Source organism: Kitasatospora sp. NPDC086791, assembly GCF_040685975.1.
Classification (GTDB): Bacteria; Actinomycetota; Actinomycetes; order Streptomycetales; family Streptomycetaceae; genus Kitasatospora.
On the sequence record NZ_JBFBOC010000018.1, the window covers coordinates 29,983 to 54,352 of the forward strand.

Genomic DNA, 24,370 nt, shown 5'->3' on the forward strand with positions numbered 1-24,370 from the left:
ATGCGCGTCACCCTGCTCACCGAGGGGACGTATCCGCACCAGCACGGCGGCGTGAGTGTCTGGTGCGACCAGCTCGTTCAAGGCATGCCGGACGTCGACTTCGACGTCATCGCCGTCACCGGGACCGGCCACGAAGCACTGGCCTGGGAGTTGCCCGCCAACGTACGGTCGGTCACGACCGCTCCGCTCTGGGGACCGGCCGCCGAGGCCGGACCGCCCCGCGGCAAGGAGATGCGGCGCTTCCTCAACGCGTACGAGCGCTTCCTGCACTCCATCCTCGACCCGGTCTACACCACGCACTTCGGCACCGAGCTGTACGGCTTCGCCGACCTCGCCCGGCGCGGGCTGCTCAGCCCCGCGCTGCGCAGCGAGCGCGCGCTCCGTACGCTCCAGCACGTGTGGACCCGGGACTACCTGCCCACCGCCGTCTCCCGGCCCACCCTGCACGACGCCCTGAACGCGACCGACCTGCTGGAGCACGCCCTGCGGCCGCTCTCGGTCGAGCCGCCGAAGGACGGCGTCGCGCACGCGGCCAGCGGCGGCCTCGCCACCCTGCCCGGGCTGATCGCGGCCCAGCAGTACGGCGTACCGTTCCTGCTCACCGAGCACGGCATCTACCTGCGCGAGCGCTACCTCGGCTACCGCACCGGTCCGTACCGCTGGCCGGTCAAGGCGCTCCTGCTCGGCTTCTACCGGATGCTCGCCGAGGAGAGCTACCGGGTGGCCGCGCTGGTCACCCCCGGCAACCGGTACAACCGGCGCTGGGAGGAGCGCGGCGGCACCCCGTCCACGCACATCCGCACCGTCTACAACGGGGTGGACCCGGCGGCCTTCCCGCCGGCCGGCCCCGAACCCGAGACCCCGACCCTCAGCTGGGCCGGCCGGGTCGACCCGATCAAGGACCTGGAGACGCTGATCCGGGCCTTCGCCATCGTCCACCGTGAGATCCCCGAGGCGCGGCTGCGGCTCTTCGGGGGCACTCCCAAGGGCGGCGAGGCGTACCGGGACGGTTGCATAGCCCTGGCCGCCGAGCTCGGCGTTGCCGAGTCGGTGGCCTTCGAGGGCCGCGTCGCCGACATCACCGACGCGTACGCGGCGGGCAACGTGGTCATGCTCTCCAGCATCAGCGAGGGCTTCCCGTTCACCCTGATCGAGGCGATGTCCTGCGGGCGGGCCACCGTCTCCACCGACGTCGGCGGCGTCCGCGAGGCCGTGGGTGACACCGGCCTGGTCGTCCCGCCGCGCGAGCCCGAGCCGATGGCGGCCGCCGCGATCGAGCTGCTGCGCGACGCCGAACGGCGCGCCCGGCTCGGCGAGGGAGCCCGGCTGCGGGTCATCGAGCAGTTCACCCTCCGCCAGAACATCGACGGCTTCCGCGGCATCTACACCGAGCTCCTGGGCACCGCCCGCTGGATGCCCGGCGGCATGGTGGCCGTCACCGACCAGGTCCCCAGCCCCGACTGGGACCAGCAGCTGGCCGCCGCCCGGCCCGAGCCGAGCGAGGTCGGTGCGTGAACGCGGGAAGCAAGACCGTCAAGAGGTGCGTGTCCCGCGAAGCGGCCGCCGAGCTCAGCGAGGTGGCAGCGTGAACGCGCGAAGCAAGCGAACAGTCAAGAGGTGCGTGTCCCGCGAAGCGGCCGCCGAGCTCAGCGAGGTGGCAGCGTGAGCGGCCCCCTGAGACTGGTACCCGACGAGGGCGGCGCCGAGCGGACGATGCAGCTGCGCACGCTGCCGCTCAAGCTCCGTCGTCCCGCCGCACCGGAGCCCGAGCCCCGGCCCGAGGAGCAGCTCGGTCTCTCCGCGGACCCGCTGGACGAACTCGCCGAGCGGCTGCGGGACATCTGCGCCGACGCCGTCCACCCGTACGAGATCGCGGCCTTCCTGGAGGCCGACGGCCTCTCGGACGAGCAGGCCGCCCTGCTGTACGGCCGCCCCGACGCGTTCACCGTCGCCGAAGAGCTGTTCGAGAAGGTCCAGCGCCGCTACCCCGGCCCGAGCTCGGAGTTCGCCAACCCCTGGCGGGCCGACCCGTGGCGCTGCGTGGTGCGCGGCCTGGTGTTCGCCCTGCCCGGCCTGGGCTACCTGCTCGGCGCCAACCTGTTCGCGACCACCCGGATGCGGTTCGGCCTGCCCTCGGGCATGCTCGCGCTGTCGATCGCGACGCTGGTCAGCTGGGGCTTCAACCAGGCACTGGCGCACCGCGCGTACCGCTGGCTGGGCCGGCTGCGCCGCCGCGAGGCCGCGGTCTGCCTGGCCGTCGGCGCGCCGCTCGGCGCGCTGATCGCGGCCGCCGCCGCGTACGTGGTGGGCGGACCGCTCGGGGCGCTGTGCTTCGCCGCCGGGCAGTCCTGCTACCTGGGCGCGGCGACCGTGCTGCTGGTGCTCGGGCGGGAGAAGTTCCTGCTGCTGTCGCTGGCGCCGGCCTCGATCGGGGCGGGCGTCGTGCTGGCGGCGGACGTCCCGCAGGTGGTGCGCACGGTCGTGCTGCTCACCTCGGTGCTGCTGGCCTTCGGGCTGGCCGTCCGGGAGCTGCTGGCCTGCGTGCGCGGTGGCGAACGCGATTCCGTGGAGCTGAAGCTGCCGATCCGCCAGGAGGTCCCGCACCTGCTGTTCGGCCTGGCCTGCGGCGCGCTCACGCTGATCGCCGGTCTGGGCACGACCATCCACCAGGCGGTGGAGACCGGCGGCCACGCCCCGCAGGGGACGTCGACCACCCCGACCGGCCCGGCCATGATCGCGCTGACGCTCAGCCTCGGCCTCGCCGAGTGGCTGCTCTTCCGCTACCGGGCGCTCGCGGTGGCGGCGCTGCGCACCAGCCACACCACCGGCCAGTTCACCCGCCGCACCGGCGGGATCCTGCTCGGCTGCCTGTTCATCTACCTCACCACCGTGGCCGCGCTGGACGCCGCCGCGACCGTGCTGTGGCCGGGCGCACCGACGCTCGGCGTGCCGCAGCTCGGCGCGATGCTGCTCCTGGGCGGCTCGCTCTGGCTGGCGCTGCTGCTGAACGCCTTCGGGTTCAGCTGGAGCACCGCCCTCATCTGTCTGGCCGCCGCGGGTGCCGAGAGCGCCGGGCTGCTGACCGGTGCGGACCCGATCGTCCTGCAGCTGCTCGGCTGCGGGACGGCCGCCGCCGTCCTCACCGCCATCGCCGGGCCCGCGCTCGGCCGCACCACCCAGCACCGCTGAACCACCCGAACCACGTCAGAACCACGTCAGAACCACGTCGAATATCCCGCACGCCCCATTCGCGTGCACCGCCGTACCCGTTCCACCCGAAACACCAAACCAGGCCACCGGCGGCCGACCACCACAGAGCGGCCGCCCCGGCAGATCGAGAAAGCGAACTTCGCATGAGCAGCGTCGCGGTTACCGGAGCCGAGGGCTTCATCGGCTCCCACCTCGTCGAGACCCTGGTCGCCGACGGGCACCACGTCCGCGCGATGGTCCAGTACAACTCCTTCTCCTCCTTCGGGTGGCTGGAGACCCTGTCCGAGGAGGTGCTGGACTCGGTCGAGATCGTCCTCGGCGACGTCCGGGACCCGGGCTCGGTCAACGGCCTGGTCAAGGGCACCGAGGCGGTCTACCACCTGGCCGCCCTGATCGCGATCCCGTACTCCTACCGCGCGCCCCACTCCTACGTGGACACCAACGTCACCGGCACCCTGAACGTGCTGGAGGCCGTGCGCCACCTGGAGATCCCCCGTCTGGTGCACACCTCCACCAGCGAGACCTACGGCACCGCGCAGACCGTGCCGATCACCGAGGACCACCCGATCAACACCCAGTCCCCGTACGCCGCCTCCAAGGCCGGCGGGGACCGGCTGGCCGACAGCTACCACGCCAGCTTCGAGACCCCGGTCGTCACGCTGCGCCCGTTCAACACCTTCGGCCCGCGCCAGTCGATGCGCGCCGTCATCCCGACCGTGATCGCCCAGGTCGCGGCCGGCCAGACCGAGATCACCCTCGGCGACCTGCGCCCGACCCGTGACTTCACGTTCGTCAAGGACACCGCCAACGCCTTCCGCACGGTGGGCACCGCGCCCGCCGAGTCGGTGGTCGGCCGGACCTTCAACGCCGGCACCGGCGGCGAGATCTCGGTCGGCGACCTGGTCACCCTGGTCGGCAAGCTGATGGGCGTCGACCTGGTGGTCAAGGAGGACGAGCAGCGCATCCGTCCGACCAACTCCGAGGTCATGCGCCTGGTCGCGGACGCGACGCGGCTGCGCGAGGCCACCGGCTGGGCCCCGCAGTTCAGCCTGGAGCAGGGCCTGGAGCAGACCATCGAGTTCTTCCGCGACCCGGCGAACCTGGCCCGCTACAAGACCGACATCTACAACGTCTGACCGCCTTCGCCACCATGCTCGTCCTGGTAACCAAGGTTCGTGTCCTGCACATCCTTTCCGTGGGGGAAACACCATGCATGCAGTGATCCTGGCCGGCGGCAAGGGCGTCCGTCTCCGCCCGTACACCACCGCGCTCCCCAAGCCGCTCGTTCCGATCGGCGACCAGCACGCGATCCTGGAGATCGTGATGCGCCAGCTCGCCGCCGCGGGCTTCCAGTCCGTCACCCTGGCCATCGGCCACCTCGGGCACATCATCCGCGCCTACGTCGGCAACGGCTCCCAGTGGGGCCTGCGGGTCGGCTACGCCGTCGAGGACAGCCCGCTCGGCACCATGGGCCCGCTGCTCACCATGCAGGACCGCCTGCCCGAGCACTTCCTGGTGATGAACGGCGACATCCTGACCGACCTGGACTTCGGCGGGGTGCTCAAGCACCACGAGGCGTCCGGCGCTCCGCTGACCATCGCCACCTACGCCCGCCAGGTCAAGATCGACTTCGGCGTGCTGACCACCGACTCCGGCACCATCACCGGCTTCCAGGAGAAGCCCAGCATCGACTACCGGGTCTCGATGGGCGTGTACGGCGTCTCGCGCTCGGCGCTCGCCAAGTACACCCCGGGCCTGCCGCTGGGCTTCGACGAGCTGGTGCTGGACCTGCTGGCCGCCAAGACCCCGCCGGCCGCGTACGAGTTCGGCGGCTACTGGCTCGACATCGGCCGCCCGGACGACTACGACCGGGCCAACGCCGAGTTCTCCAGCATCCGCCCGGTCCTGATGCCCTTCGAGTCGGCCGACGTCACGCCGGTCGTCGCGGAGCTGCCGGTCCCGGCCGCCCGCACCGCCCCGGAGGACACCGTCGACGAGCCCGCCGCCGCGGGCGCCGAGAGCGACGGACGGGCCGCGTGAGAATTCTGCTTCTCGGCGGCGACGGCTTCCTCGGCCGTCACGCCACCGCCGTCCTGCGGTCGCTGCCCGGTGCCACCGTGCTGACCGCCGGCCGACGGCCCGCCCACGACCTGCGGCTCGACCTGGCCACCGCCCAGGCCGGCCCGCTCGGTGAGGAACTGGCCGCGCTGGCCCCCGACGCGGTGGTCAACTTCGCCGGCGCGGTGGCCGGCAGCGCGGTCAAGCTCGCCGAGGTGAACGCGCGCGGCCCGGCGGTGCTCTGCGAGGCGCTGCAGCTCGGCGCCCCGAAGGCCCGTCTGGTGCACATCGGTTCGGCCGGCGAGTACGGCGTCTGCGCGCAGGGCAGCTCGCTGTCCGAGGACGCCGACGCCCGCCCGGTCGGCGTGTACGGCGCGACCAAGCTGGCCGGCTCCCTCGCGGTGGCCGGCTCGCCGCTGGACGCCGTGGTGCTCCGGGTGTTCAACCCGGTCGGCCCCGGCGCCCCGGCGGGCTCGCTGCCCGGCCGGCTCGCCGGCGAGCTGCGCCGGGTGGCGCCCGAGGGTGCCGACGGCGTGATCACGGTCGGCGACCTCTCCGCCTACCGCGACTTCGTCGACGCCCGGGACATCGCCGAGGCCGTCGGCCTGGCGGTCGCGGCCGACCGTCCGCTCCCCCGGGTGCTCAACCTCGCCTCCGGGCAGGCCAAGCAGGTCCGGGCGATCGCCGACGGGCTGATCGCCGCGGCCGGCTTCGTCGGCCGGATCGACGAGAGCGGGGCCGGCTCCGAGCGCTCGGCCGCGGTCTCCTGGCAGCAGGCCGACGTCTCGGCCGCCGCCCGGGAGCTCGGCTGGCACCCGAAGACGGACCTCGCCGACACCCTGCGCGACCTGTGGCTCAGCTCCGCCGAGCCCACGCCGACCCCGGTGGTCGCATGACCACCGGGCACCTCCCCGACGGCCGCCTGCTGGTGCCGCTGTACGTCCACCCCGCGGTGGACCCGGCGGCCTGGCGGGCGGTCGCCGCCGCCGCCCCCGACCGGATCGCCGCCGTCGTGCTCAACCTCGCCGACGGTCCGGGCGAGGTCCCGGACAACGTCTTCGCCGAGGCGGCCGACGAACTGCGCGCGGCTGGGCTGCCGTTGGTCGGGTACACCGACACCGACTACGGCCGCAGGCCTCACGCGGCCGTGGTGGCGGACATTTTGACGTATCGTCAGCGACATGGCATCACCGGCGTCTACTTCGACCAAGTGACCACCCACCCGGGCGCGTTGGCGCACTACCGGCGGCTGGCCACGGCGGCCCGCGCGGCCGGCTGCGGCACCGTGATCTTCGGCCACGGCGAGCACCCGGACCCGGGTTACGCCGAGGTCGGCCTGGCCGATCTGCTGGTCACCTTCGAGGGGGACTGGGACACCTACCGCGCGATGACCCAACCGCTGTGGACCGGCCGGCACGCGACCTCCCGCTTCTGCCACCTGGTCTACGACGTCCCGCCCGAGCACGCGCAGGACGCCACCGCCCTGATCGCCGCCCGCCGGGCCGGCGTCGGTTGCGCCGTCCCCGGCGCCGGGGAGAACCCCTGGCGCACCCTGCCGTACGGCCTGACCGCCGCTGAACTGACCTGACCCGATCCGGAGTTCGACTACCGTGAACCGCCGTAACAGGCTCCTGCCGGCCGCCCTGGCCCTCGCCACCGCCACCGCCCTGCTGGTCACCTCGTGCAGCAGCTCCGGTTCGGAGGACGACGACGACTCGGCCGACGGCTCCCCCAGCGCCCCGCCCACGGCCACCGCCCCGAGCACGCCGGGCACCACAGATCCGGGCACTCCCGACGGCACCCCGGCCCCCGCTTCGCCCACCGGCCCCGCCACGAGTACGGCCCCGGGCACGCCGAGCGGCACCACTCCCCCGGGCACCACCCCGCCCGGCACCACCCCGCCGGGCAGCACCACCCCGGTGCCGGCCGGCGCCCGCTGGCAGCCCACCCCGGGCCTGACCTGGCAGTGGCAGCTCGGCGGCACCGTGGACCAGTCGGTGGACGTCCCGGTCTACGACATCGACGGCTTCGAGAACGACGCCTCGGTGGTGGCCGCGCTGCACGCCAAGGGCCGCAAGGTGATCTGCTACATCAACGCCGGCTCCTGGGAGAACTTCCGCCCCGACGCCACCGCCTTCGCCAAGGCCCTGCAGGGCTCGGACACCGGCTGGAAGGGCGAGAAGTGGTTCGACATCCGCAAGCTCGACCAGCTGAAGCCGCTGATGGCGGCCCGCTTCGACATGTGCAAGAGCAAGGGCTTCGACGCCATCGAGCCGGACACCATCGAGGCCTACAACCAGAACAGCGGCTTCCCGCTGACCCCTGACGACCAGCTGAAGTACAACCGGATGCTGGCGCAGCTCGCGCACGACCGAGGCCTGGCCATCGGCCTGAAGAACGACCTGGACCAGATCCCCGCGCTGCTGCCGGACTTCGACTTCGCGGTCAACGAGGAGTGCTCGCAGTTCGACGAGTGCGACCGCGTCGCGCCCTTCATCAAGGCGGGCAAGGCGGTCTTCCATGTCGAGTACAAGCTCGACACGGACCGGTTCTGCGCCAAGGCCAAGTCGCTGGGCTTCAGTTCGATGCAGAAGAAGCTCGACCTGAACGCCTGGCGCAAGCCCTGTTGAGGTGTTCCGCTTCCGTCGCGCGGGTGACCCGGACGAGGGCCACCCGCGCGATGGTCACTTGACCGCCAGCCAGATGACGGCACCCAGGACGGCCAGCGCGACGACGGCGATCAGCGCGATCACGCCGGTCCGGCTGCCGCCGCCGCTGCTGCGGCCGTAGGTGGTGGAAACGTTGCCCGGCTCCTGGCGTGCCGGGGTCTCGTCGACGAACGCCCGGAACATCTGAGTGCTGCCGGCGGGGTCGTAGTCGTTGTCAGCCATGGCAGGGACTCTAACGAATCGGCCCACCTCAGGCACAGCCCGGACCCCCTTCCCCGGCCGGCCCACCGCCCCGCCGCACGACGGCGGTACGACGGGCCCGTGAACACCGCGCGGAACACGGAATGCCGCACCGCGGGATCGGGTTGACTGCGATCATGACCGGAACCCACAGCCGGGTGAGCCTCGGCACCTCCGACCTGTCCGTCTTCCCGCTCTCCCTCGGCGGCAACGTCTTCGGCTGGACGGCCGACGAGCAGCAGTCCTTCGCGGTCCTGGACGCCTACGCCGCGGCCGGCGGCAACTTCGTCGACACCGCCGACGTCTACTCGGTCTGGGCCCCGGGCAACACCGGCGGCGAGTCCGAGACCGTCCTCGGCAACTGGCTGCGCAGCCGCGGCAACCGCGACGACGTCGTGATAGCCACCAAGGTCGGCATGCACCCCGAGGCGAGCGGCCTCCGCGCCGCCACCATCAAGGCCTCGGCCGAGGCCTCGCTGCGCCGCCTCGGTGTGGAGCGGATCGACCTCTACTACACCCACCGGGACGACGACACCCCGGTCGAGGAGTTCGTCACCGCCCTGGACGAGCTGGTCCGCGCGGGCAAGGTCCGCGCGGTCGCCGCCTCCAACATCGGTGCCGAGCGGCTGGCCGAGGCCCTGACCTTCGCCGAGCGCGAGGGCCTGGCGAAGTACGTCGCCGTCCAGCCGCACTACAACCTGGTCTCCCGCGACACCTTCGAGGGCCCGCTGGCCGACGTGGTCGCCGCGCACGGCCTGGCCACCGTGCCGTACTACGCGCTCGCCTCCGGCTTCCTGACGGGCAAGTACCGTCCGGGCGGCCCGGACGTGGCCAGCGCCCGCGCCGAGGGCGCCGCCCGCTACCTCGCCGAGCCGCGCGGCCCCAAGGTGCTGGAGGCGCTGGACAGCGTCGCCGCCGAGCACGGGGTCGAGCTCGCCTCCGTCGCGCTGGCCTGGCTCGCCGCCCGTCCGACGGTCGCCGCCCCGATCGCCAGCGCCCGGAGCGTCGAGCAGCTCCCGCCGCTGCTGGCCGGCGCCACGCTGGAGCTCACGCCGGAGCAGACCGCCCTCCTGGACGCCGCCTCCCTGGCCTGAGCACCGCCACCGGACACCACCGGGCCCCGGCAGCAGCGCGCTGTCGGGGCCCGGTGGTGTCCGCGGGGGCTACGGCCGCCCGAAGTGGGTCGGGTAGTAGCCCGGGGCGAGGGTCGAGACCCGGACGGTCTTGCCCGGCCGGGGCGCCTCCACGAACGTGCCGCCGCCCAGGTAGATCCCCACGTGGTGGATCCCCGAGGCACGGCCGCTGTCCGACCAGAACACCAGGTCGCCCCGGCGCAGCTGCCCGGCGCTGATCGGCGTGGTCGCCGCGTACTGGTCGTCGGCCACCCGCGGCAGGCCTATCCCCGCACGCCGGTAGGCCTGCTGCACCAGCCCCGAGCAGTCGTAGCCGGACGGGCCGTCGCCGCCCCAGACGTACGGCTTGCCGAGCTGGGCGAGCGCGTAGTCGACGGCCGCCTCCTTGCTCCCGGAGGCCGGCGCTGGGTCCGAGGACGGCCGGCTCACCGGCCGGGCGGGGGCCGGGGCCGGACCTCCGCCGGACTGCCCGGTGCGGTTCAGGTAGACGTCGTAGTGGCTGGTCCAGCGCCACTCGCCGCTGCCGTTCTCGAACCAGTACTTCGACCCGTCCCACCCCTGGCGCGGCCTGTAGGCGGAGGCCGGTCCGTTGGAGACGGCCTCGGATCCGGCGGAACCGTCGGCCCGGCCCGCACGGCCGGCGTAGACGTCGTAGTGGCTGGTCCAGCGCCACTCACCGGCGCCGTTCTTGAACCAGTACTTCGACCCGTCCCACCCCTGCTTCCCGGCCGCGGCGTGCGCGGACCCGGCACCGGCCGTCAGCCCGACCACGCCGGCGCCCGCCAGCACGGTGGTCGCCAGGCAGGTGCTCCGCACGGCGCGGTGTATTCGGCTGCCGCCGGCCGCCGCCGCGGAGCGGGCGGTGCGCGGCCGGGGCGCGCAGTTCGGGCAACCGCAGCCGGCGATCGCGGGGATGCTGCCGAGGCGCTCCTCGAAGCCGATCAGGCCGGGATCCTCGTCGAGGCCGGGATCGGGTTCGGCGTACGCGCCGGTGGCTATCCTCATGCGGGTCGTCCTTCCTTCCGCCCGGCACGGACGGCCGGGGACGGTACCGAGGCGGCCACTCCGGCCGGGGCGACGAAGGCGACCAGCAGCTGCTCCATCAGCGCGCTGCGGGCGGCCTCGTCCAGTTCGTGCGCGGTCGCGCGCTCCAGACGCCGGACGGCCAGCGCCGCCGCCTCCACCGCGTCGTCCACCAGCACCGTCCGCAGACCCGCGTCCAGGTCGGCCAGCCGGCGGCGGCGCATCGACTCGGCGACCTCGGGCGCGTAGTCCAGCCCCAACGGCTGCGCCGAGTAGACCTCCAGGCCCGCCGGGGCGACCTCGGCGGCCAGCGCCCTGGTCAGCTCGTCGGCGAACCACTGCCCGTCGCGCAGCGCGGGACCGGGCGCCGCGTTGCTGTCGCAGGGCAGCGTGGACGCGGTGCGGGTGAGCACCGCCTGGACCTGCTCGCGCAGGTAGCCCTCGTGGTCCTCGATCGCCAGCAGCGCCCGCGCGGTGTCCTTGACCCGCCAGACGATCAGCAGCCGGACCACGATCGGCGTGCCGGTCCGGTCGACCACCTTCACCGGCTCGCTGCGCCAGTGCCGCAGCCGCACGTCCACCCGGCGGCGGCGCAGCAGCGGGTTGACCCAGACCAGGCCGGTCCGGCGGACGGTGCCCCGGTAGCGGCCCCAGCGGGTCAGCACCCGGGTCTCGCCGCCCGCGTTGGCCAGCAGTCCGGCGAGCGCGACCACCACCAGCAGGCCGGCTGCGCTGACCCCGGCGATCGACGCGGCGTCCACCTCCGCCCGCCCGCTCGCCCGGGCCGCGGGGCTGCGCAGGTCGGCCAGCGCGTCCCAGCGCGGGATGACGCCGGTGCGCAGCAGCAGGAACAGCACCCCGGCCAGCCCGAGCAGCACCACCAGCAGGGCGGTCCAGCCGGGCAGCGTGGCGGCGCCGTGCTCGCGCAGCGCCTGGTCGGCGCGCGGCGGCCGCCGGGAGGTGGTGGCGGCGGTGGCCCCGGCCGAGGCGGCGTCCAGCAGCTCGACGTGCTCCGGGGCGGCCGACTCCAGCGGGTACCGCAGGTCCGCCGGGGCGGCGGACGAGGGCCCGGGGACGACCGCCAGCGGGGTGGTCGCCGGTCCGCCGTCGCCCGGACCGACCGGCTTGGCGGACTTCGCCGTTCCGACCGCCGTGACCCTGGCCAGCGGGCTGGCGCCGGAGGCGGAACGTTCCGGCAGTGCCGGCGGGAGCGTCTGGAACAGGGTGTCGGGTCGCTGGGAAGAGTCGCGGGTGACGTCCATGCACGGATCCTCTGAGTCGGTGTGTCGCGCAACGGGCGGCCCGGATCTGACGGGCAGTGCCAGGGTCAGGCTAAGTTCATACGTCATCAAATGCGACATTTGAGTCGAGGTGTGTCGACATTTGCTGACGAATCGTCCATAGCCGACCTGACGCGCAGGCACATGAACGGATGGTCGGGACGGTTCGGCGCCGGTCAGCGCCGTCGAGCACCGGACCCGCGGGCGAACACCCGACGGGTGATCAGCCCGAGCCCGGCGAGCAGAAGCAGGATCCCGGCGAGCGCGCTGCGTCGGCCGGCCTCCCCGGACCGCGCCGCCGCACTCTGCGAGCTCTCGACCGGCGGCACGGCCAACGGGCGGGCCGTGCCCTTGGCGGACACGGTGGATTCGACGGGATCGGCGGGATCGGCGGTCTCGGCGGTCTCGGCGGTCCCGGTGGTCCCGGTGGGGGTGTCCGCCGGGCCGGCCGACGACGGCCCGGCGGTCGGGGCGGCGGCGGCAGCGCGGAACGCGGTGACGGCAGAGGTCGGTGTCGAGGTCGGACTCGGACTCGGGATCGCAGTCGGAGAAGCGGTCGCGGCGGGCGGGGCACCGGGACTCGGCTTCGCGGACACCGACGGAACGACGATCGGCAGCACCCCCGCCGGAACCGGCACCGACACCCCGGGCACCACCACAACGGACGGGCTCGGACTCGCCGAGGCCGAAGCCGCGGCCGTGGCCGTGGCCGTCAGGCTGGCCACGGTCGAAGCCGACGCCGACGTGCTCGACACCACCGGGCTCCGCGTGGCCGACGCCGACACAGCCGCCGACGCCGACGTGCTCGACACCACCGGGCTCCGCGTGGCCGACGCCGACCGGCTCACCGTCGGGCTCGGGCCGACCGGGCTCGGCGCCGCCGCCGCGGCGGCGACCCGCACCCGCACCGGATCCGCCGACGTCGCGTTCCCCGCCTGGTCGGTGGCCGTGACGGTCAGCCACTGCTCCCCGTCCGTCAGGTCCCGGTTGGCGGTGCAGGTCCAGCTCCCGTCGAACGCCGCCGTCGCCCCGCACAGCACGGTCCGCTGCTCGGTGCCCGCGCTCGGCCCGGCCGTGACCAGCACCTTCGAGCCCGGTTCTGCCCGCCCGGCAAGCTTCGGTCGGCGGACCTTCAGGCTCTCCCCCGGGGCCGGCGAGCGGAGCACCGGCCGGTCCGGTGCGACGGTGTCGACCACCAGCGTGACCGGCTGCCCGGCCGTCCGGTTCCCCGCCGCATCGACCGCGACCGGGAGGAGCTGGTGCTTCCCCTCCGCCAGGTTCTCCACCGGCAGGCAGGACCACCGCCCGTCCGTCCGCACCGCCGTGCTGCACAGCTCGCCGGCGGCCGGGCGGTCGGTGACCGAGACGGTGCTGCCCGCGTCGCCGGTGCCGGTGAGCTGCAGCCCGGGGTCGTTGGTGTAGGCGGGGGTGGTGAGCGCGGGGGCGGTCGGCGGCGCGGTCTTCACCACGACCTTGACCGGCTCGCCGCGCAGCACCACGCCGCCGCTGGTGGTCTCCACCGGGGTGAGGCCGTGCGTGCCCGGGGCGAGCGCCGCGCCGGGGCGGCAGGACCAGTCGCCGTCCCGCCCGACCTTGGACCGGCAGAGCGCGGTGTCGCGTTCCCTGATCTCGACCGTGGCGCCGGCCACCGCGCCCTCGCCGCTGATCTCCGGGCGGGCGTCGGCGAGGACGGTGCCGTCGACCGGCTCGGCGATCTCGGGCCTGGCGGCTCCGACGGTCAGCTTGATCCGCTGGTCGGAGACCTGCCCGGAGTCGGCGTAGCCGCCGGAGGAGACCAACTGGCCGGTGTCCCGGCCGATCCGCAGCCGGGCCCAGGTCTCGCCCGAGGCTGCGCCGGGCGGGACGGTCCACTCCAGGGTCGCGGTGTCGGCGCCGGGCGGGACCTCGGTCTGCACCCGCTCGGCGGGCTCGAACCGGCCGGTGTGCCCGAAGTCGATCCAGCCGGCCAGGGTGGCGGGCTGGTCGCCCACCTCGACCGGAACGGTCAGCCGGTAATAGCGGCCGATCGCGGCCTCGGCGGGGAAGCTGATCGACGGGTCGGCGCCCTGGTACTCGCCACGGCCGGGCTGCAGCGCGGGCGGCGGGCCGGCGAAGGCGCCGCGCAGCGAGGCGCCGTGGTCGAGCCGGACCAGCGGCTCGTCGCCCGCGGCCCCGGCGGAGCGGTTCCCGGCGTGCCGCGACGGGGCGGCGTCGACGCCGAGGAAGAGGTCGGAGACCACGTGCGAGGCGTTGCCGTAGCCCTGCGGCGCGGTGCCGAGGCCCTCGTCGACGGTGACGGTGTAGGCCTGGCGCAGGACGGGCGGGGCGGTGGTGCTGCCGGCCCGGGCGGTGGAGCGCTGCTCGACCCGGAACACCGCGGTGCGGAAGGTCCCGGCGAGCTCCAGGGAGCCTTCGGCGGCGGAGCCGGGCGCGCCGTCGGAGGTGCCGTCGCGTCCCGCGGGGGCGAGGGCGTTGCCGTCGACCGTCCAGCCGGGCCAGTCGGTGCGGTTGACCAGGGTGGGGGCCGCGGGCGAGCCGCCGGTGAGGGTGAGCCGGGCCGAGGTGCCGGTGGTGCCGGATTTCCCGGTGGCGATCGCGGCGAGGCCGCTGAGGTGCAACCGGGGATTGCGGACCGGACGGGAGAATGTCAGCCGGAGCGTTCCCGCGGTGCGCCAGGAACCGTCCGTCTGCGGACGGTCCGGAGTGATGGTGAAAGCCTGCGCGGGATCTCCCGGGCGCATTCCGTCCGCATATCGGGTGGCTGTACGCCCCCCTCCGGGCCGTTCCGCCAATTCTCCCGATCCGGCGGTGACACCCGTACCGGGCGAGGCGTCGAAATCGAGCCGGACGGAAAGTCCTGAGGGCAGCACCGCGCGGTGTTCCCCCGACCAGGCGTCAGGGGATTGTTGGGCCACCGAGAACGGGGCGGTCCAACCGGTCAGCAGCCCGGCCGTGAGGACGGCCAGGGCGGCAGCGGTGCGGGGGGACTGTCGGCTCATCCGGCTCTCCTTCGCGGTCGGCTGCCGGGGGCGGGCAGTCTGGTCACAAGATCCGACAAAAAAGGAATCACGACCCCGGACCCGGCCCTAGCGCGACACCTGCGCTCTCGACCGCGTCCCACCCATTCGGCCGTCATCCGAGCGGCAGGACGGGATGTACCCGAAACGGCTGCATTTCATCCGTAAGGAGGCAATCGACACCACCCGAACGGACGCGGGAATGGGAAATCCCGGACGATCCGGCGGACACCAGCGTCCGGGACCTGACCATTCATCGGAGCACTCTGTTCGAATCGCCCGACCCTCGCCCACCACCCGGGGCGCGGGGGCCGCCGGCCCGTCCGAGCGTCCGGCGGGACCGGGCGAGGGCCGGCGGGCACGCCGGCGTTGATCAAGAGCGCCGAGCAGTCGGCCCGGGAGGCCCGGGGGAGCCCGGAAACGGGAGAAGCCCCCGGCCGGTGGCCGGGGGCTTCTCGATGGTGCGCTCAGCAGGATTCGAACCTGCAACCTCTTGATCCGTAGTCAAGTGCTCTATCCGTTGAGCTATGAGCGCAAGGAACGGGCAAACCCGATCTTGCGGTGGTTGGTGCGCTCAGCAGGATTCGAACCTGCAACCTCTTGATCCGTAGTCAAGTGCTCTATCCGTTGAGCTATGAGCGCCCGCCCCGGTGAACCGTGCCCCCGGGGCGTTGCGGGGACAACATTACATGACCTGCGACGTGGGGCGAAATCGATTGCCCCCGGGCCGGTCCGGGCCGGGTTCCGGGGCGGTTCCTGCCCGGTCCGCTGCGGTGGCGGCGCCCGGGCGGGAACGGGGACGGGGGCAGGACGCGGGATCGGAACCCGAGGCGGACCCGGACATGCGAAGAGCCCCCGCCGACGTGATCGTCGACGGGGGCTCCCGACTGGCGGAGGCTGAGGGATTTGAACCCTCGATCAGGAATAACCCCGAAACCGCATTAGCAGTGCGGCGCCATAGACCGGACTAGGCGAAGCCTCCCCACATGGACCGCATCCGCGCGAGCGGACCCGTTCCGTGTGTCAGTGATGATGCCACAACCCTGGGGCCCGGCACCAACCACCGCCAACGTTACTAGGCGGGTCGTCCCCGCCGCAAAGAAGAATGAGATACTGCCGTCTCCGGAGGAGCTGCCCCGAGCCGAGGAGACCTGTCGACGTGAGCAGCAGGCCGATCCGAGGCGCTGCTCGCCTCGCCGCCATACTCGACGCCCTGCCCGACGCGTTGTTGCTGGTGAACAGCAACGGCACCGTCGTGGACGCCAACAGTGCGGCCGTCCAGGCACTGCAGGCGCCGGGCACCTCGCTCGTCGGCATGGGCGTGCTGGGCCTGCTCCCCGAGTTCGACCCCAGCCGGATCCCCGGCTCGATGCGCCCGGCCACCCGCGACGGCGACGCCCCCGACCGCCCGGTCCGGATGACCGCCCACCGCACCGACGGCACCACCTTCCCGGTCGAGGTCTCCGGCAACGACTTCGCCGACGACAACGACGGCGGCCGCGGCTACGCGCTCTCCCCCCTCGTCCCGTACGACCCGTACCGCGAGGGCTCCCGCTCGCCGTCCTCCTCCGACCTGCTCCTGCTGCTGGTCCGCGACCTCTCCGGCCGGCTCGGCGTCGAGGCCGAGCTGCGCCGCCAGCACAAGCAGACCGAGATGATCCTGCGCGCCGCCGCCGAGGGCGTGCTCGGGGTGGACCTCGAAGGCCGCTGCGTGCTGGTCAACCCGGCCGCCGCGCACATCCTGGAGTACCGGGCGAGCGAGCTGGGCGGGCGCGAGCTGCACCCGCTGATCCAGCACTCCCGGGCCGACGGCACCCCGCTGACGCTGGAGGAGTCCGCGCTGCTGGACACGCTGACCTCCGGGCGCAAGCACCGGGTGCGCGGCACCGTGCTGTGGCGCAAGGACGGCCGTCCGGTCACCGTCGATCTCACCACCGCCCCGGTCCGGGACGGCGACCAGCTGGTCGGCGCGGTGATGACCTTCACCGACCGCAGCCGCGAACTCGCCCTGGTCGCCCGCAACGAGCACCTCACCGCCGTCCTGGAGAACGAGCTGGGCAACGCGCTGACCGCGCTGAACCAGCGGCTGGACACGCTCGCCGCCGACCCGGCCGGGCAGCTCTGGCCGGAGGCCAACTGGACGCTGCGCCGGCTCGCCGCCGAGTGCCGCCGGTTCGGAAAGCTGATCGAAGGGGTCCTCGACCACCAGCGCTCCGAGGCCGGCGAGAGCGGCGCGGCGGACGCCAAGGACGGCAAGGACGGCAAGGAGTCCAGGGACTCCGACGACGCCGGGGACGCCAAGGCCAGCCAGAGCGGCAAGGGACGGCGGAAGTCCGCCGCCCGGGTGCCGGTCGCCCTGGACGAAGTGGTCCGCCGGGCCGTCGAGGAGGCCGGCGAGCTGGTCGGCCCGGGCCGGGTCCGCTTCTCGGTGCACGCCGCCGCGGTCGAGGTGATCGCCGACGAGCGGCGGCTCGCCCAGGCCCTGGCCCACCTGGTCGCCGACGTCAGCGGCACCGGCCTCGATCTGGACCCGCCCGTCGTCCCGTCCCCCGGCCTGGCCGTGCCCGGTCTGGCCGGCGGCGCGGCTCCCGCGCTGCCGCCCGCCCCCGAGGTGCCGACCGTCGTCCTGGCCGCCGCCCAGCGCGGCGAGGTCGCCCGGATCGAGATCCGCGGCCCCGGCGTCGGCGGCAGCCCCGTCCACCTGCCGATAGCCCGCTCGGTGGTCGAGCGGCACGGCGGCGTGCTCCAGCCGCACGAGCTGCCCGGCCGGGCCGGCACCACCTACGTCGTCGAACTGCCGCTGGACCCGGCCGCCGCGAAGGCCGCCGCCGAACGCGCCACCACGGAGGGCCGCTCCGACCGGCCCAAGGAGAGCGACAGCGCCGTCCTGCCCGAGCTGCCGGGCATCCCGCAGCTGCCCAGCAGCGGCGACACCGCCGACACCGCCGAGGCCGGCCGACGGCCGGGCAGCGAGGCCCCGGAGCCCGAGCAGGCGCCCGCCGAGGAGCCCGCCGCCGGCGAGCGGCGCGGCCGCCGCGGCCGTCCGGCCGCCGAGACCCCGGAGCCCGCCCCGACCGCCGCACCCGCCCCGACCGCCGCACCCGACGCGTCCGCCGGGCCTGCCTCGCCCGCCGCGCCCGACGTCCCCGCCGAGCAGTGGCCGAACGCCCCCGCCCGGGTCGAGCGGGCCGTCCCCGAGCAGTGGAACGGCACCGGCAACGACCCCGCGTACGGCCGTCAGGGCCTGGCCGGCCCGGGCGGCGCGCAGAGCGACCCGTGGGGCAAGGACGACGGCCGCTCCGGCCCCGCCTACGCCGTGCCCGTCGAGGGCGAGCGGCCGCAGCAGAGCCGGCCCGGCGGTCGTGAGCCGCTGGCGCTCGGCCCGGGCCCCACCGCCTCCCCGGCCGCCGCCCCGGTCACTCCTCCCGCCGCCGCCCCGATCGCCGTCGCGCCCCCGGTCGCCGACGGCACCCCGCCGGGTGGCACCCCGGCCGGCGGGGCCGCCCCGGACGCGGCCCAGGCCACCGGCGAGCCCAAGCCCCGCCGACGCCGTGCCCTGCCCTCCACCGAGGACTCCTCCGGCGGCTTCGCCCTGCCCGGGGCAGGCGACACCCCGATGTACCCCGGCCTGGAACACGCCCTGCCGGCCGGCCCCGCGCCCGCGCTGCCCGAGCCGGCCGCCGCGCCCACCGGACGCCGGCGCCGGCTGGCCGTCCCGCCGGGCCCCGGCCCGGACGCGTCGACGGGCGCCTCCGGTACGGCCGCGGCACCCGGACCGGCCGTGCCCGCCGGGCCGTTCGCTCCGCCCGCGCCCGCCGGGCCTGCCGGCCAGGAGGCGGGTGCCCCCGGCACCGCGCTGGAGCCCGCCCGGCCCGCGCTGCCCGCCGCCGAGGAGCCCCCGGGCCCGCGCCCGGTCGGCACCGGCCTGGGCGAGCTCGCCCCGCCGCGTCCGCTCGGCGCCCCGCCGCTGCCCGCCGTCCCGGCACAGCCGTCCGCCCCCGCCGAGGCCCGGACCGCCCCGCGCCCGATGGCCGAACTCCCGGCCGCCGACGCGCGGCCCGCCGCCGAGCAGCTGCCGACCGCCGGCGGCGAGCTGGCCAACACCCGGCGGCTGCTGGTCTGGCCCGAGCCCGACCCGGCGACCAAGCAGGCCCTGCAGGCGCGCGGCTACCTCCCGGTGATCGTCAGCTCCCGCGAGGAGGTGGACGCCCAGGCCGCCGGCTTCCCCGCCGCCCTCTTCGTCGACCCGCTGACCGGACCGATCACCCGCACCGCGCTGCAGTCGCTGCGCACCGCCGCGCTCAACCGCCGCATCCCGGTGCTGGTCACCGCCGGCCTCGGCCAGGCCACCCGGGACGCCGTGTACGGCCCCGACCCGGCCGTGCTGCTGCGCGCCCTCGCACCCCGCGACGGCGAGCACCACGCCCCGCGGGTACTGCTGGTCGAGGGCGACCCGGACATCGCCGCCGCCATGATCAGCGGCCTGGAACGGCGGGGCATGCACGTCGAGCACGCGGTGGACGAGAACGACGCCGTGGCCCGCGCCAGCAGCGTGCAGCCCAACCTGGTGGTGATGGACCTGCTGCAGATCCGCCGCCGCCGGGTCGGCCTGCTGGACTGGCTGCGCGCCAACGACCGGCTGCACCGCACCCCGCTGGTGGTCTACACCTCGGTCGACCTCGACCCGCGCGAACTGCCCCGGCTGCGCACCGGCGAGACGGTGCTGTTCCTCGCCGAGCGCTCGACCAGCGAGGACGTCCAGGGCCGGATCGTGGACCTGCTCGGACGCATCGGCGCGATGGGCGAGGCGGGCGTCGCCGCCGCGGGCTGAGGCCCGCCGCAGCACGCGGGAACGGCCACACCCACGGGAACGGCCGCAGCACGCGAGGAGGGCCGGCCGCCCCCGTTCCGTACGGGGGTGACCGGCCCTGCCGCGTGCCGTGCGGCTGCTACTCCTTGCCGAGCACCGTGACGTCCAGCTCGTCCGCCGCGTAGTGCGCCCGGATCACCTTCTTGTCGAACTTGCCGACCGAGGTCTTCGGCACCGACTCCACGATCGACCAGCGCTCCGGCAGCTGCCAGGAGGCGATCCGCTCGGCCAGGAAGGCCCGCAGTTCCTTCAGCCCGACGGTCGCACCCGGGCGCAGCACCACGGTGGCCAGCGGGCGCTCGCCCCACTTCTCGTCCGGGACGGCGACCACGGCGGCCTCGGCCACCTCGGGGTGCGCCATCAGCTGGTTCTCCAGCTCGACCGAGGAGATCCACTCGCCGCCGGACTTGATGACGTCCTTGGCCCGGTCGGTGAGGGTCAGGTAGCCGTCGGCGGTGATGGTGCCGACGTCGCCGGTGCGCAGCCAGCCGTCCTCGGAGAACTTGTCGTCCGGGCGGAGCGGGTCCTGCCCGGCGCCGCCGTAGTACGCCCCGGCGATCCACGGGCCGCGCACCTCCAGCTCGCCCGCCGAGACGCCGTCGTGCGGCATCCGCTCGCCGCCCGGGCCGATCAGCCGGGCCTCGACCGAGGCCGGGAAGATGCCCTGGGTGACCCGGTACGGCCACTCCTCCTCGGGGGTGAGGCCGCCCGGGGGCTGGGCGAAGGAGCCCAGCGGCGAGGTCTCGGTCATGCCCCAGGCGTGGATGACCCGGATGCCGTGGCGCTCCTCGAAGCCCTTCATCAGCGACGGCGGACAGGCGCTGCCGCCGATGACCACCATGCGCAGGCTGGAGGTGTCGTAGTCGCCCGCGTCGAGCTCGTCCAGCAGGCCGCTCCAGATGGTGGGGACGGCGGCGCTGACGGTGGGGCGGACGGCCGCGATCATCTCGGCCATCGGCTTGGGCTGGAGGAAACGGTCCGGCATCAGCAGGTTGGCACCGGACATGAAGGCGGCGTGCGGGATGCCCCAGGCGTTCACGTGGAACATCGGGACGACCGGCAGCGCGGTGTCACGCGGGGTGAAGGCGAAGTTGTCGCCGGTGTTGACCTGCAGGCAGTGCAGGTAGACCGAGCGGTGGCTGTAGAGCACGCCCTTCGGGTCGCCGGTGGTGCCGGAGGTGTAGCAGAGCACGGCGGCCTGCCGCTCGTCGATGTCGCTCCGCCACGGGAACGCGGTGGGCCGGCCCGCGATCAGCTCCTCGTAGTCGTGCACCCCGCCCGCGAAGCCGGCCAGCAGCGAACGGTCGCCGGGGCCGCTCACCACGATGTGCTTGAGCGTGGGCGCGAGCTCCGGCAGCACGGCGGCGAGCATCGGGAGGACCGTGCCGTTGACGATGATCACGCGGTCGGCGGCGTGGTCGACGATGAACGACAGCTGCTGGGCGGGCAGCCGCAGGTTGAGCGTGTGCAGCACGGCCCCCATCGCCGGCACCGCGAGGTACGCCTCCAGGTGCTCGGCGTTGTTCCACATCAGGGTGGCGACCCGGTCGTCCCCGGTCACCCCGAGCTCGTCGCGCAGCGCGCACGCCAGCTGCGCGGCACGGGCGCCCACCTCGGCGTACGTACGGACGACCGGCCCGGTGCCGTCCCAAGTGGTCACCGTCGAGCGGCCGTGGATCGTGGACCCGTGCTCCAGGATTCGGGCGACGGTGAGCGGAACGTCCTGCATCGTGCTGAACACGGGTCCTCCTTGACCGGCCTGCGAGCGGCAAGATTGCTACTGGTTGGTAGCGGGATCTCGTCGCCTGATTCTGGCGCGATGCGGCTGCGCTGTCAGCAGACCGGGCTCGAATGAGACCCGTTTCTCTGTCTCGCGTCTACGCGGCGAGATCGTGCTCGGCGCCGGCAGAGTCGCCCTTGGGCCACGGGTCCGGCATCCACACGGGGTGGATCCCGACAACGACCTCGTCCTCGGACTTCCGCACGAGAGCAACGCGTCGGATCAGCTTTCGGATGATCGCGTTGCGTTCCTCGACCAAGAGGGTGTCCCATTCGGCCATGAGGCCAACGACCAGCGGCCGCACGTCTCCGAAGGTCTGGTGCTCGACCACGACGGGCATCAGGCGCCCCCAACAGCAACGGGTCGAATCGCAACGCGGTAGCCCAGCGTCGCCCCCGCCCGCTCGATGACGCCGCCGGCCTGCTCGGCCGTCAGGGCGACGTGCAGGACGTCGCCCGGCTCCAGCTGCACGGCGCTGTCGACGCAGAGCGCCAAGCGCAGGGCCGAATCCGGCGACTGGGCAACCTCAGCGTACGAAACGGTCGTTTCCTCGATCTGCGGAACCACAGCGGTCCCCTTCCTGGTTCGTCTCAGGTGGCCGGGCTGGCAGCGAGGTATGTCGTCACTCGCTGCCAGCCCGCGTGTGCATCTGTCAGGCCGCGGCCGGAGTGGGCGCGAGTGCCCAGACAGCCTTGCCGTACGAGTCGATCTCCTCGACGCCCCACTCGTCTGCGAGCTGATCCACGAGGAACAGCCCACGGCCCGTCGTGGAGTCGAGCTCGGGGCACCGTGCGCACAGCTCGCCCGGCGCGCGATCAGCGACCGCGATGTATACGAATCCCGGTCTCAGTTCGAGGACTACCGTCGGGACGCCGCCGTGCAGGATGGCGTTCGACACCAACTCCGAGAGCAGCAGGCACGCCGTACCGGGGTCGAGGCCGAGCGAGGACAGCAGATCCCGCAGGAAGCGCCGGACAGCACCAACGACCTGCGGGGCCGCGGGCAGGAAGAGGTCGAGCCGGAAGCCGTCCGAATCGTCGTCGGGCGGGCGCACCAAGGGCAGCAGCAGCATGACAGGGTCTCCAGTCTCCTGGGGTAGGCAGGTGCCTGCGCCGTCGTCGTCGGGTCCGTGGCTTGCCCCCGCCGAATCGACGGGTACGCAGGCATCGGCTACCTGCAAGACCCGTCCGGGGTGCACTTCGGGCCGCTTGACGAACAGTCAGCAAGCGGCGCGCGATCCACGGTAGGAGCTACCCCCTCATTAGTGCAACCCTCTCCCGACAGGGGGGGTAGGTTGACCCGGCAGGAAAGTGGCGCCGCGCGGCCCGCGCACGCGACACTGCCGGTACAGGAAGGGGTGGACCCGTGGCACTGCGAGCGCACATCAGCGAGCGCCAACGACGGTACGGCGCCGAGGTGCGCCGGCTACGGCTTGACGCCGACATATCGGTGCAGGTGGCCGCCGCTCACGTTGGCATGCGCGGCCCCCAGCTGAACCACATCGAGGCTGCACGGACCGGCCTCGACGAGCAGAGGCTGCGCAAGTTCGCCGAGCTGTACGGCTGTGACGATGCGGCCTACCTCGACACACTTGCAGCACTGGGCGCGAGCGACGGCAAGGGATGGTGGAGCAGCTATCGACGCAAAGTCCCCACCTTCGCACTCGACCTTGCAGAGCTCGAACACTGGGCTACGCGATATCTCAGCTATGAGACGTTCTTCATCCCCGGGCTTCTGCAGACCGAGCAGTACATGCGCAAGCTGTTCGAGAACGGCGAAACGTCGCTCTCGAAGGAACAACTTGACGACACGGTGCAGTTTCGGCTCGACCGCCAAGCGATCCTCACCGGCTCCGCGGACTTTCATTTCGTGATCCACGAGGCAGCCCTGCTGATGAGCTTCACGGGCGCGGACGCCATGCGCGAACAGCTCGCCCACCTGCTTGAGCTCGGCGAACGTCCCAACGTGACGATTCAGATCTTCCCGTTCAGCGTGAAGGCTACGCTGCCGTTCAGCGGGCCGTTCCTCATCACGGAGCCATCATCGCCAGCACTGTCAACGGTGGTGATCGACCATCCGGGCGAATCGGCTTTCACCGATGCGCCGGAGGCGTTGAGCAAGTACCGAGCCAGGTTTGACGATCTTGGCCGACTGGCACTTCCCTCGGGAAATGCAAAGAAGTCCGCACAACCCAAGTCGGGCCGGGATTCGTGGGGAGTTGTTCAACACATCAAACACAGCTTGGAAATGGAAAGGTAAGTCATGCCGAACCAGTGGCAGAAGTCGACGAGCAGCACGCAGGACGGCGGCAACTCGGTTGAGGTCTCGACGAGCAGCGAGGGCCTGATCGTCATGCGGGAGTCCGAGCGACCGGGCGAGACCATCACGACGACCCAGACGAAGTTTCGACTGTTCGTCGAAGGCGTGAAGCGCGGAGAGTTCGATCACTACTTCGCCTAGCAGGCGCCCGCACAGCCGGCCCCCCTTGACCGAAACAAGGGGGGCCGGTGACACGTCTGCGGGAACCCCCGCATTCGTGACCCCTTCACTCTTGCAGGCTTACTCAGGGTAGGTCTACCGTAACGATACGCGCCGCCGGCGTCGGTGGCCCGATTCGTGAGGCGGTGTACTGCCATGCCCGAAACTTCCCTCCCCCGTACGCCGGGTACGGCATCGAGGGGATACGCGGGCCCCGTCACCGCCTACATCAAGGGGATCACCGAGCACGCAGAGTTCGCCCAACTCCCGGACGCAATGGCGGCATTGCTCTCGTCCGTCAGCACGCTCCCCCTCGAAGCGGGCAACCGAGTGGCGATAGAGCAGGCGCTCGCCCCCTCCCGGGCAACGCACATCGCCGAGCAACTCGATTATCTCGGCCAGGTGTCGTGGTGCGCCTTCGTCGAGCTGGACATCCACCTCGTCCGCATCCGTACGGGGTCGCCGAGTTCACTGCCCAGACTGGCGAGATACCGCGCTGCAGTACTCGAATCGAGCGCGTCGCCCGGCTGCGAGACCGGCGCCGCCACGGCCTAGCTTGCACCCCAACCGCGCCTGAGCTCCGGCGCGGTACAGACTCCCGCCCCTTGTGGG

19 protein-coding genes, 3 tRNA genes and 1 pseudogene are annotated in these 24,370 nt (G+C 73.3%); 12 read left to right on the plus strand and 11 right to left on the minus strand.

Annotated elements, in window-relative coordinates:
• The 7 genes and pseudogenes from pelF to AB0Q99_RS22715 all read left to right on the plus strand — a co-directional run bounded on the left by pelF (position 1) and on the right by AB0Q99_RS22715 (position 7,898).
• Complete coding sequence (gene pelF, locus AB0Q99_RS22685; protein WP_363574520.1) at positions 1-1,515, plus strand: GT4 family glycosyltransferase PelF; 1,515 nt, start codon at positions 1-3, stop codon at positions 1,513-1,515.
• Between the two features lie 147 nt (positions 1,516-1,662).
• Positions 1,663-3,189: a hypothetical protein gene (locus AB0Q99_RS22690; RefSeq protein ID WP_363574522.1), complete on the plus strand. Its 1,527-nt coding sequence runs from the start codon at positions 1,663-1,665 to the stop codon at positions 3,187-3,189.
• Positions 3,190-3,353: 164 nt separating this feature from the next.
• Positions 3,354-4,346, plus strand: coding sequence for an SDR family NAD(P)-dependent oxidoreductase (locus AB0Q99_RS22695; RefSeq protein ID WP_363574524.1), 993 nt, complete (start codon positions 3,354-3,356; stop codon positions 4,344-4,346).
• A 73-nt stretch (positions 4,347-4,419) separates the two neighbouring features.
• A pseudogene (locus tag AB0Q99_RS22700) lies at positions 4,420-5,121 on the plus strand (sugar phosphate nucleotidyltransferase); the annotation flags it as partial.
• Between the two features lie 125 nt (positions 5,122-5,246).
• Positions 5,247-6,164, plus strand: coding sequence for an NAD(P)-dependent oxidoreductase (locus AB0Q99_RS22705; protein WP_363574526.1), 918 nt, complete (start codon positions 5,247-5,249; stop codon positions 6,162-6,164).
• Positions 6,161-6,856 carry a spherulation-specific family 4 protein gene (locus AB0Q99_RS22710; protein ID WP_363574528.1) on the plus strand — a complete coding sequence of 232 codons (696 nt, stop codon included), beginning with the start codon at positions 6,161-6,163 and terminating at the stop codon, positions 6,854-6,856. The genes AB0Q99_RS22705 and AB0Q99_RS22710 overlap by 4 nt, the downstream gene beginning before the upstream one ends.
• A gap of 22 nt (positions 6,857-6,878) precedes the next feature.
• On the plus strand, positions 6,879-7,898 hold the full coding sequence (locus tag AB0Q99_RS22715; protein WP_363574530.1) for an endo alpha-1,4 polygalactosaminidase: 1,020 nt from the start codon (positions 6,879-6,881) through the stop codon (positions 7,896-7,898).
• Positions 7,899-7,952: 54 nt separating this feature from the next.
• Here the strand turns inward: AB0Q99_RS22715 and AB0Q99_RS22720 are convergent, their stop codons facing one another.
• The gene (locus AB0Q99_RS22720; RefSeq protein WP_363574532.1) at positions 7,953-8,159 is read right to left on the minus strand and encodes a hypothetical protein; all 207 of its coding nucleotides are present in this window, start codon (positions 8,157-8,159) and stop codon (positions 7,953-7,955) included.
• 155 nt (positions 8,160-8,314) lie between these two features.
• Here AB0Q99_RS22720 and AB0Q99_RS22725 point away from each other — a divergent pair, with 155 nt between their 5' ends.
• Positions 8,315-9,271, plus strand: a complete 957-nt coding sequence (locus tag AB0Q99_RS22725) for an aldo/keto reductase (protein WP_363574534.1) — start codon at positions 8,315-8,317, stop codon at positions 9,269-9,271.
• A 69-nt stretch (positions 9,272-9,340) separates the two neighbouring features.
• On the opposite strand, the gene AB0Q99_RS22730 is transcribed toward AB0Q99_RS22725, so the two are convergent.
• The 6 genes from AB0Q99_RS22730 to AB0Q99_RS22755 all read right to left on the minus strand — a co-directional run bounded on the left by AB0Q99_RS22730 (position 9,341) and on the right by AB0Q99_RS22755 (position 15,612).
• Entirely contained in the window at positions 9,341-10,315 is a 975-nt protein-coding gene (locus AB0Q99_RS22730; RefSeq protein WP_363574536.1) for a C40 family peptidase, read from the minus strand.
• Positions 10,312-11,595 carry an SPFH domain-containing protein gene (locus AB0Q99_RS22735; protein ID WP_363574538.1) on the minus strand — a complete coding sequence of 428 codons (1,284 nt, stop codon included), beginning with the start codon at positions 11,593-11,595 and terminating at the stop codon, positions 10,312-10,314. The genes AB0Q99_RS22730 and AB0Q99_RS22735 overlap by 4 nt, the downstream gene beginning before the upstream one ends.
• Before the next feature lie 194 nt (positions 11,596-11,789).
• Entirely contained in the window at positions 11,790-14,231 is a 2,442-nt protein-coding gene (locus AB0Q99_RS22740) for an Ig-like domain-containing protein (protein WP_363574540.1), read from the minus strand.
• Between the two features lie 858 nt (positions 14,232-15,089).
• Positions 15,090-15,165: transfer RNA gene (locus AB0Q99_RS22745), tRNA-Arg, on the minus strand.
• 31 nt (positions 15,166-15,196) lie between these two features.
• A tRNA-Arg gene (locus AB0Q99_RS22750) sits at positions 15,197-15,272 on the minus strand.
• Between the two features lie 246 nt (positions 15,273-15,518).
• Positions 15,519-15,612, minus strand: a tRNA-Ser gene (locus AB0Q99_RS22755).
• A gap of 177 nt (positions 15,613-15,789) precedes the next feature.
• Here AB0Q99_RS22755 and AB0Q99_RS22760 point away from each other — a divergent pair.
• A complete protein-coding gene (locus tag AB0Q99_RS22760) occupies positions 15,790-19,461 on the plus strand; it encodes a PAS domain-containing protein (RefSeq protein WP_363574542.1) in 3,672 nt (1,223 codons plus the stop codon).
• Between the two features lie 118 nt (positions 19,462-19,579).
• Here AB0Q99_RS22760 and AB0Q99_RS22765 read toward each other — a convergent pair whose 3' ends face one another.
• The 4 genes from AB0Q99_RS22765 to AB0Q99_RS22780 all read right to left on the minus strand — a co-directional run bounded on the left by AB0Q99_RS22765 (position 19,580) and on the right by AB0Q99_RS22780 (position 22,352).
• Positions 19,580-21,241 carry a long-chain fatty acid--CoA ligase gene (locus AB0Q99_RS22765; RefSeq protein ID WP_363574544.1) on the minus strand — a complete coding sequence of 554 codons (1,662 nt, stop codon included), beginning with the start codon at positions 21,239-21,241 and terminating at the stop codon, positions 19,580-19,582.
• A 136-nt stretch (positions 21,242-21,377) separates the two neighbouring features.
• The gene (locus AB0Q99_RS22770; protein ID WP_363574546.1) at positions 21,378-21,620 is read right to left on the minus strand and encodes a hypothetical protein; all 243 of its coding nucleotides are present in this window, start codon (positions 21,618-21,620) and stop codon (positions 21,378-21,380) included.
• Positions 21,620-21,847 carry a hypothetical protein gene (locus tag AB0Q99_RS22775; RefSeq protein WP_363574547.1) on the minus strand — a complete coding sequence of 76 codons (228 nt, stop codon included), beginning with the start codon at positions 21,845-21,847 and terminating at the stop codon, positions 21,620-21,622. Before AB0Q99_RS22775 ends, AB0Q99_RS22770 begins: the two co-directional genes overlap by 1 nt.
• 85 nt (positions 21,848-21,932) lie before the next feature.
• Positions 21,933-22,352, minus strand: a complete 420-nt coding sequence (locus AB0Q99_RS22780) for an ATP-binding protein (RefSeq protein WP_363574549.1) — start codon at positions 22,350-22,352, stop codon at positions 21,933-21,935.
• A gap of 293 nt (positions 22,353-22,645) precedes the next feature.
• Between AB0Q99_RS22780 and AB0Q99_RS22785 the strand changes: the two genes are divergently transcribed.
• The 3 genes from AB0Q99_RS22785 to AB0Q99_RS22795 all read left to right on the plus strand — a co-directional run bounded on the left by AB0Q99_RS22785 (position 22,646) and on the right by AB0Q99_RS22795 (position 24,313).
• Positions 22,646-23,539 (plus strand): helix-turn-helix transcriptional regulator, encoded by an 894-nt coding sequence (locus AB0Q99_RS22785; protein WP_363574551.1) that lies wholly within the window; start codon positions 22,646-22,648, stop codon positions 23,537-23,539.
• Between the two features lie 3 nt (positions 23,540-23,542).
• Positions 23,543-23,740, plus strand: coding sequence for a DUF397 domain-containing protein (locus tag AB0Q99_RS22790; protein WP_363574553.1), 198 nt, complete (start codon positions 23,543-23,545; stop codon positions 23,738-23,740).
• Between the two features lie 174 nt (positions 23,741-23,914).
• Complete coding sequence (locus AB0Q99_RS22795) at positions 23,915-24,313, plus strand: hypothetical protein (protein ID WP_363574555.1); 399 nt, start codon at positions 23,915-23,917, stop codon at positions 24,311-24,313.
• Positions 24,314-24,370 lie beyond the last annotated feature (57 nt).

Excerpts from the sequence above, each read along its gene's own strand:
- AB0Q99_RS22730 (WP_363574536.1), bottom strand. The coding sequence starts at position 10,315 with ATGAGGATAGCCACCGGCGCGTACGCCGAACCCGATCCCGGCCTCGAC.
- AB0Q99_RS22725 (WP_363574534.1), top strand. The coding sequence starts at position 8,315 with ATGACCGGAACCCACAGCCGGGTGAGCCTCGGCACCTCCGACCTGTCC.
- AB0Q99_RS22710 (WP_363574528.1), top strand. The coding sequence starts at position 6,161 with ATGACCACCGGGCACCTCCCCGACGGCCGCCTGCTGGTGCCGCTGTAC.
- AB0Q99_RS22720 (WP_363574532.1), bottom strand. The coding sequence starts at position 8,159 with ATGGCTGACAACGACTACGACCCCGCCGGCAGCACTCAGATGTTCCGG.
- AB0Q99_RS22790 (WP_363574553.1), top strand. The coding sequence starts at position 23,543 with ATGCCGAACCAGTGGCAGAAGTCGACGAGCAGCACGCAGGACGGCGGC.
- AB0Q99_RS22780 (WP_363574549.1), bottom strand. The coding sequence starts at position 22,352 with ATGCTGCTGCTGCCCTTGGTGCGCCCGCCCGACGACGATTCGGACGGC.
- AB0Q99_RS22735 (WP_363574538.1), bottom strand. The coding sequence starts at position 11,595 with ATGGACGTCACCCGCGACTCTTCCCAGCGACCCGACACCCTGTTCCAG.
- pelF (WP_363574520.1), top strand. The coding sequence starts at position 1 with ATGCGCGTCACCCTGCTCACCGAGGGGACGTATCCGCACCAGCACGGC.
- AB0Q99_RS22770 (WP_363574546.1), bottom strand. The coding sequence starts at position 21,620 with ATGCCCGTCGTGGTCGAGCACCAGACCTTCGGAGACGTGCGGCCGCTG.
- AB0Q99_RS22795 (WP_363574555.1), top strand. The coding sequence starts at position 23,915 with ATGCCCGAAACTTCCCTCCCCCGTACGCCGGGTACGGCATCGAGGGGA.
- AB0Q99_RS22695 (WP_363574524.1), top strand. The coding sequence starts at position 3,354 with ATGAGCAGCGTCGCGGTTACCGGAGCCGAGGGCTTCATCGGCTCCCAC.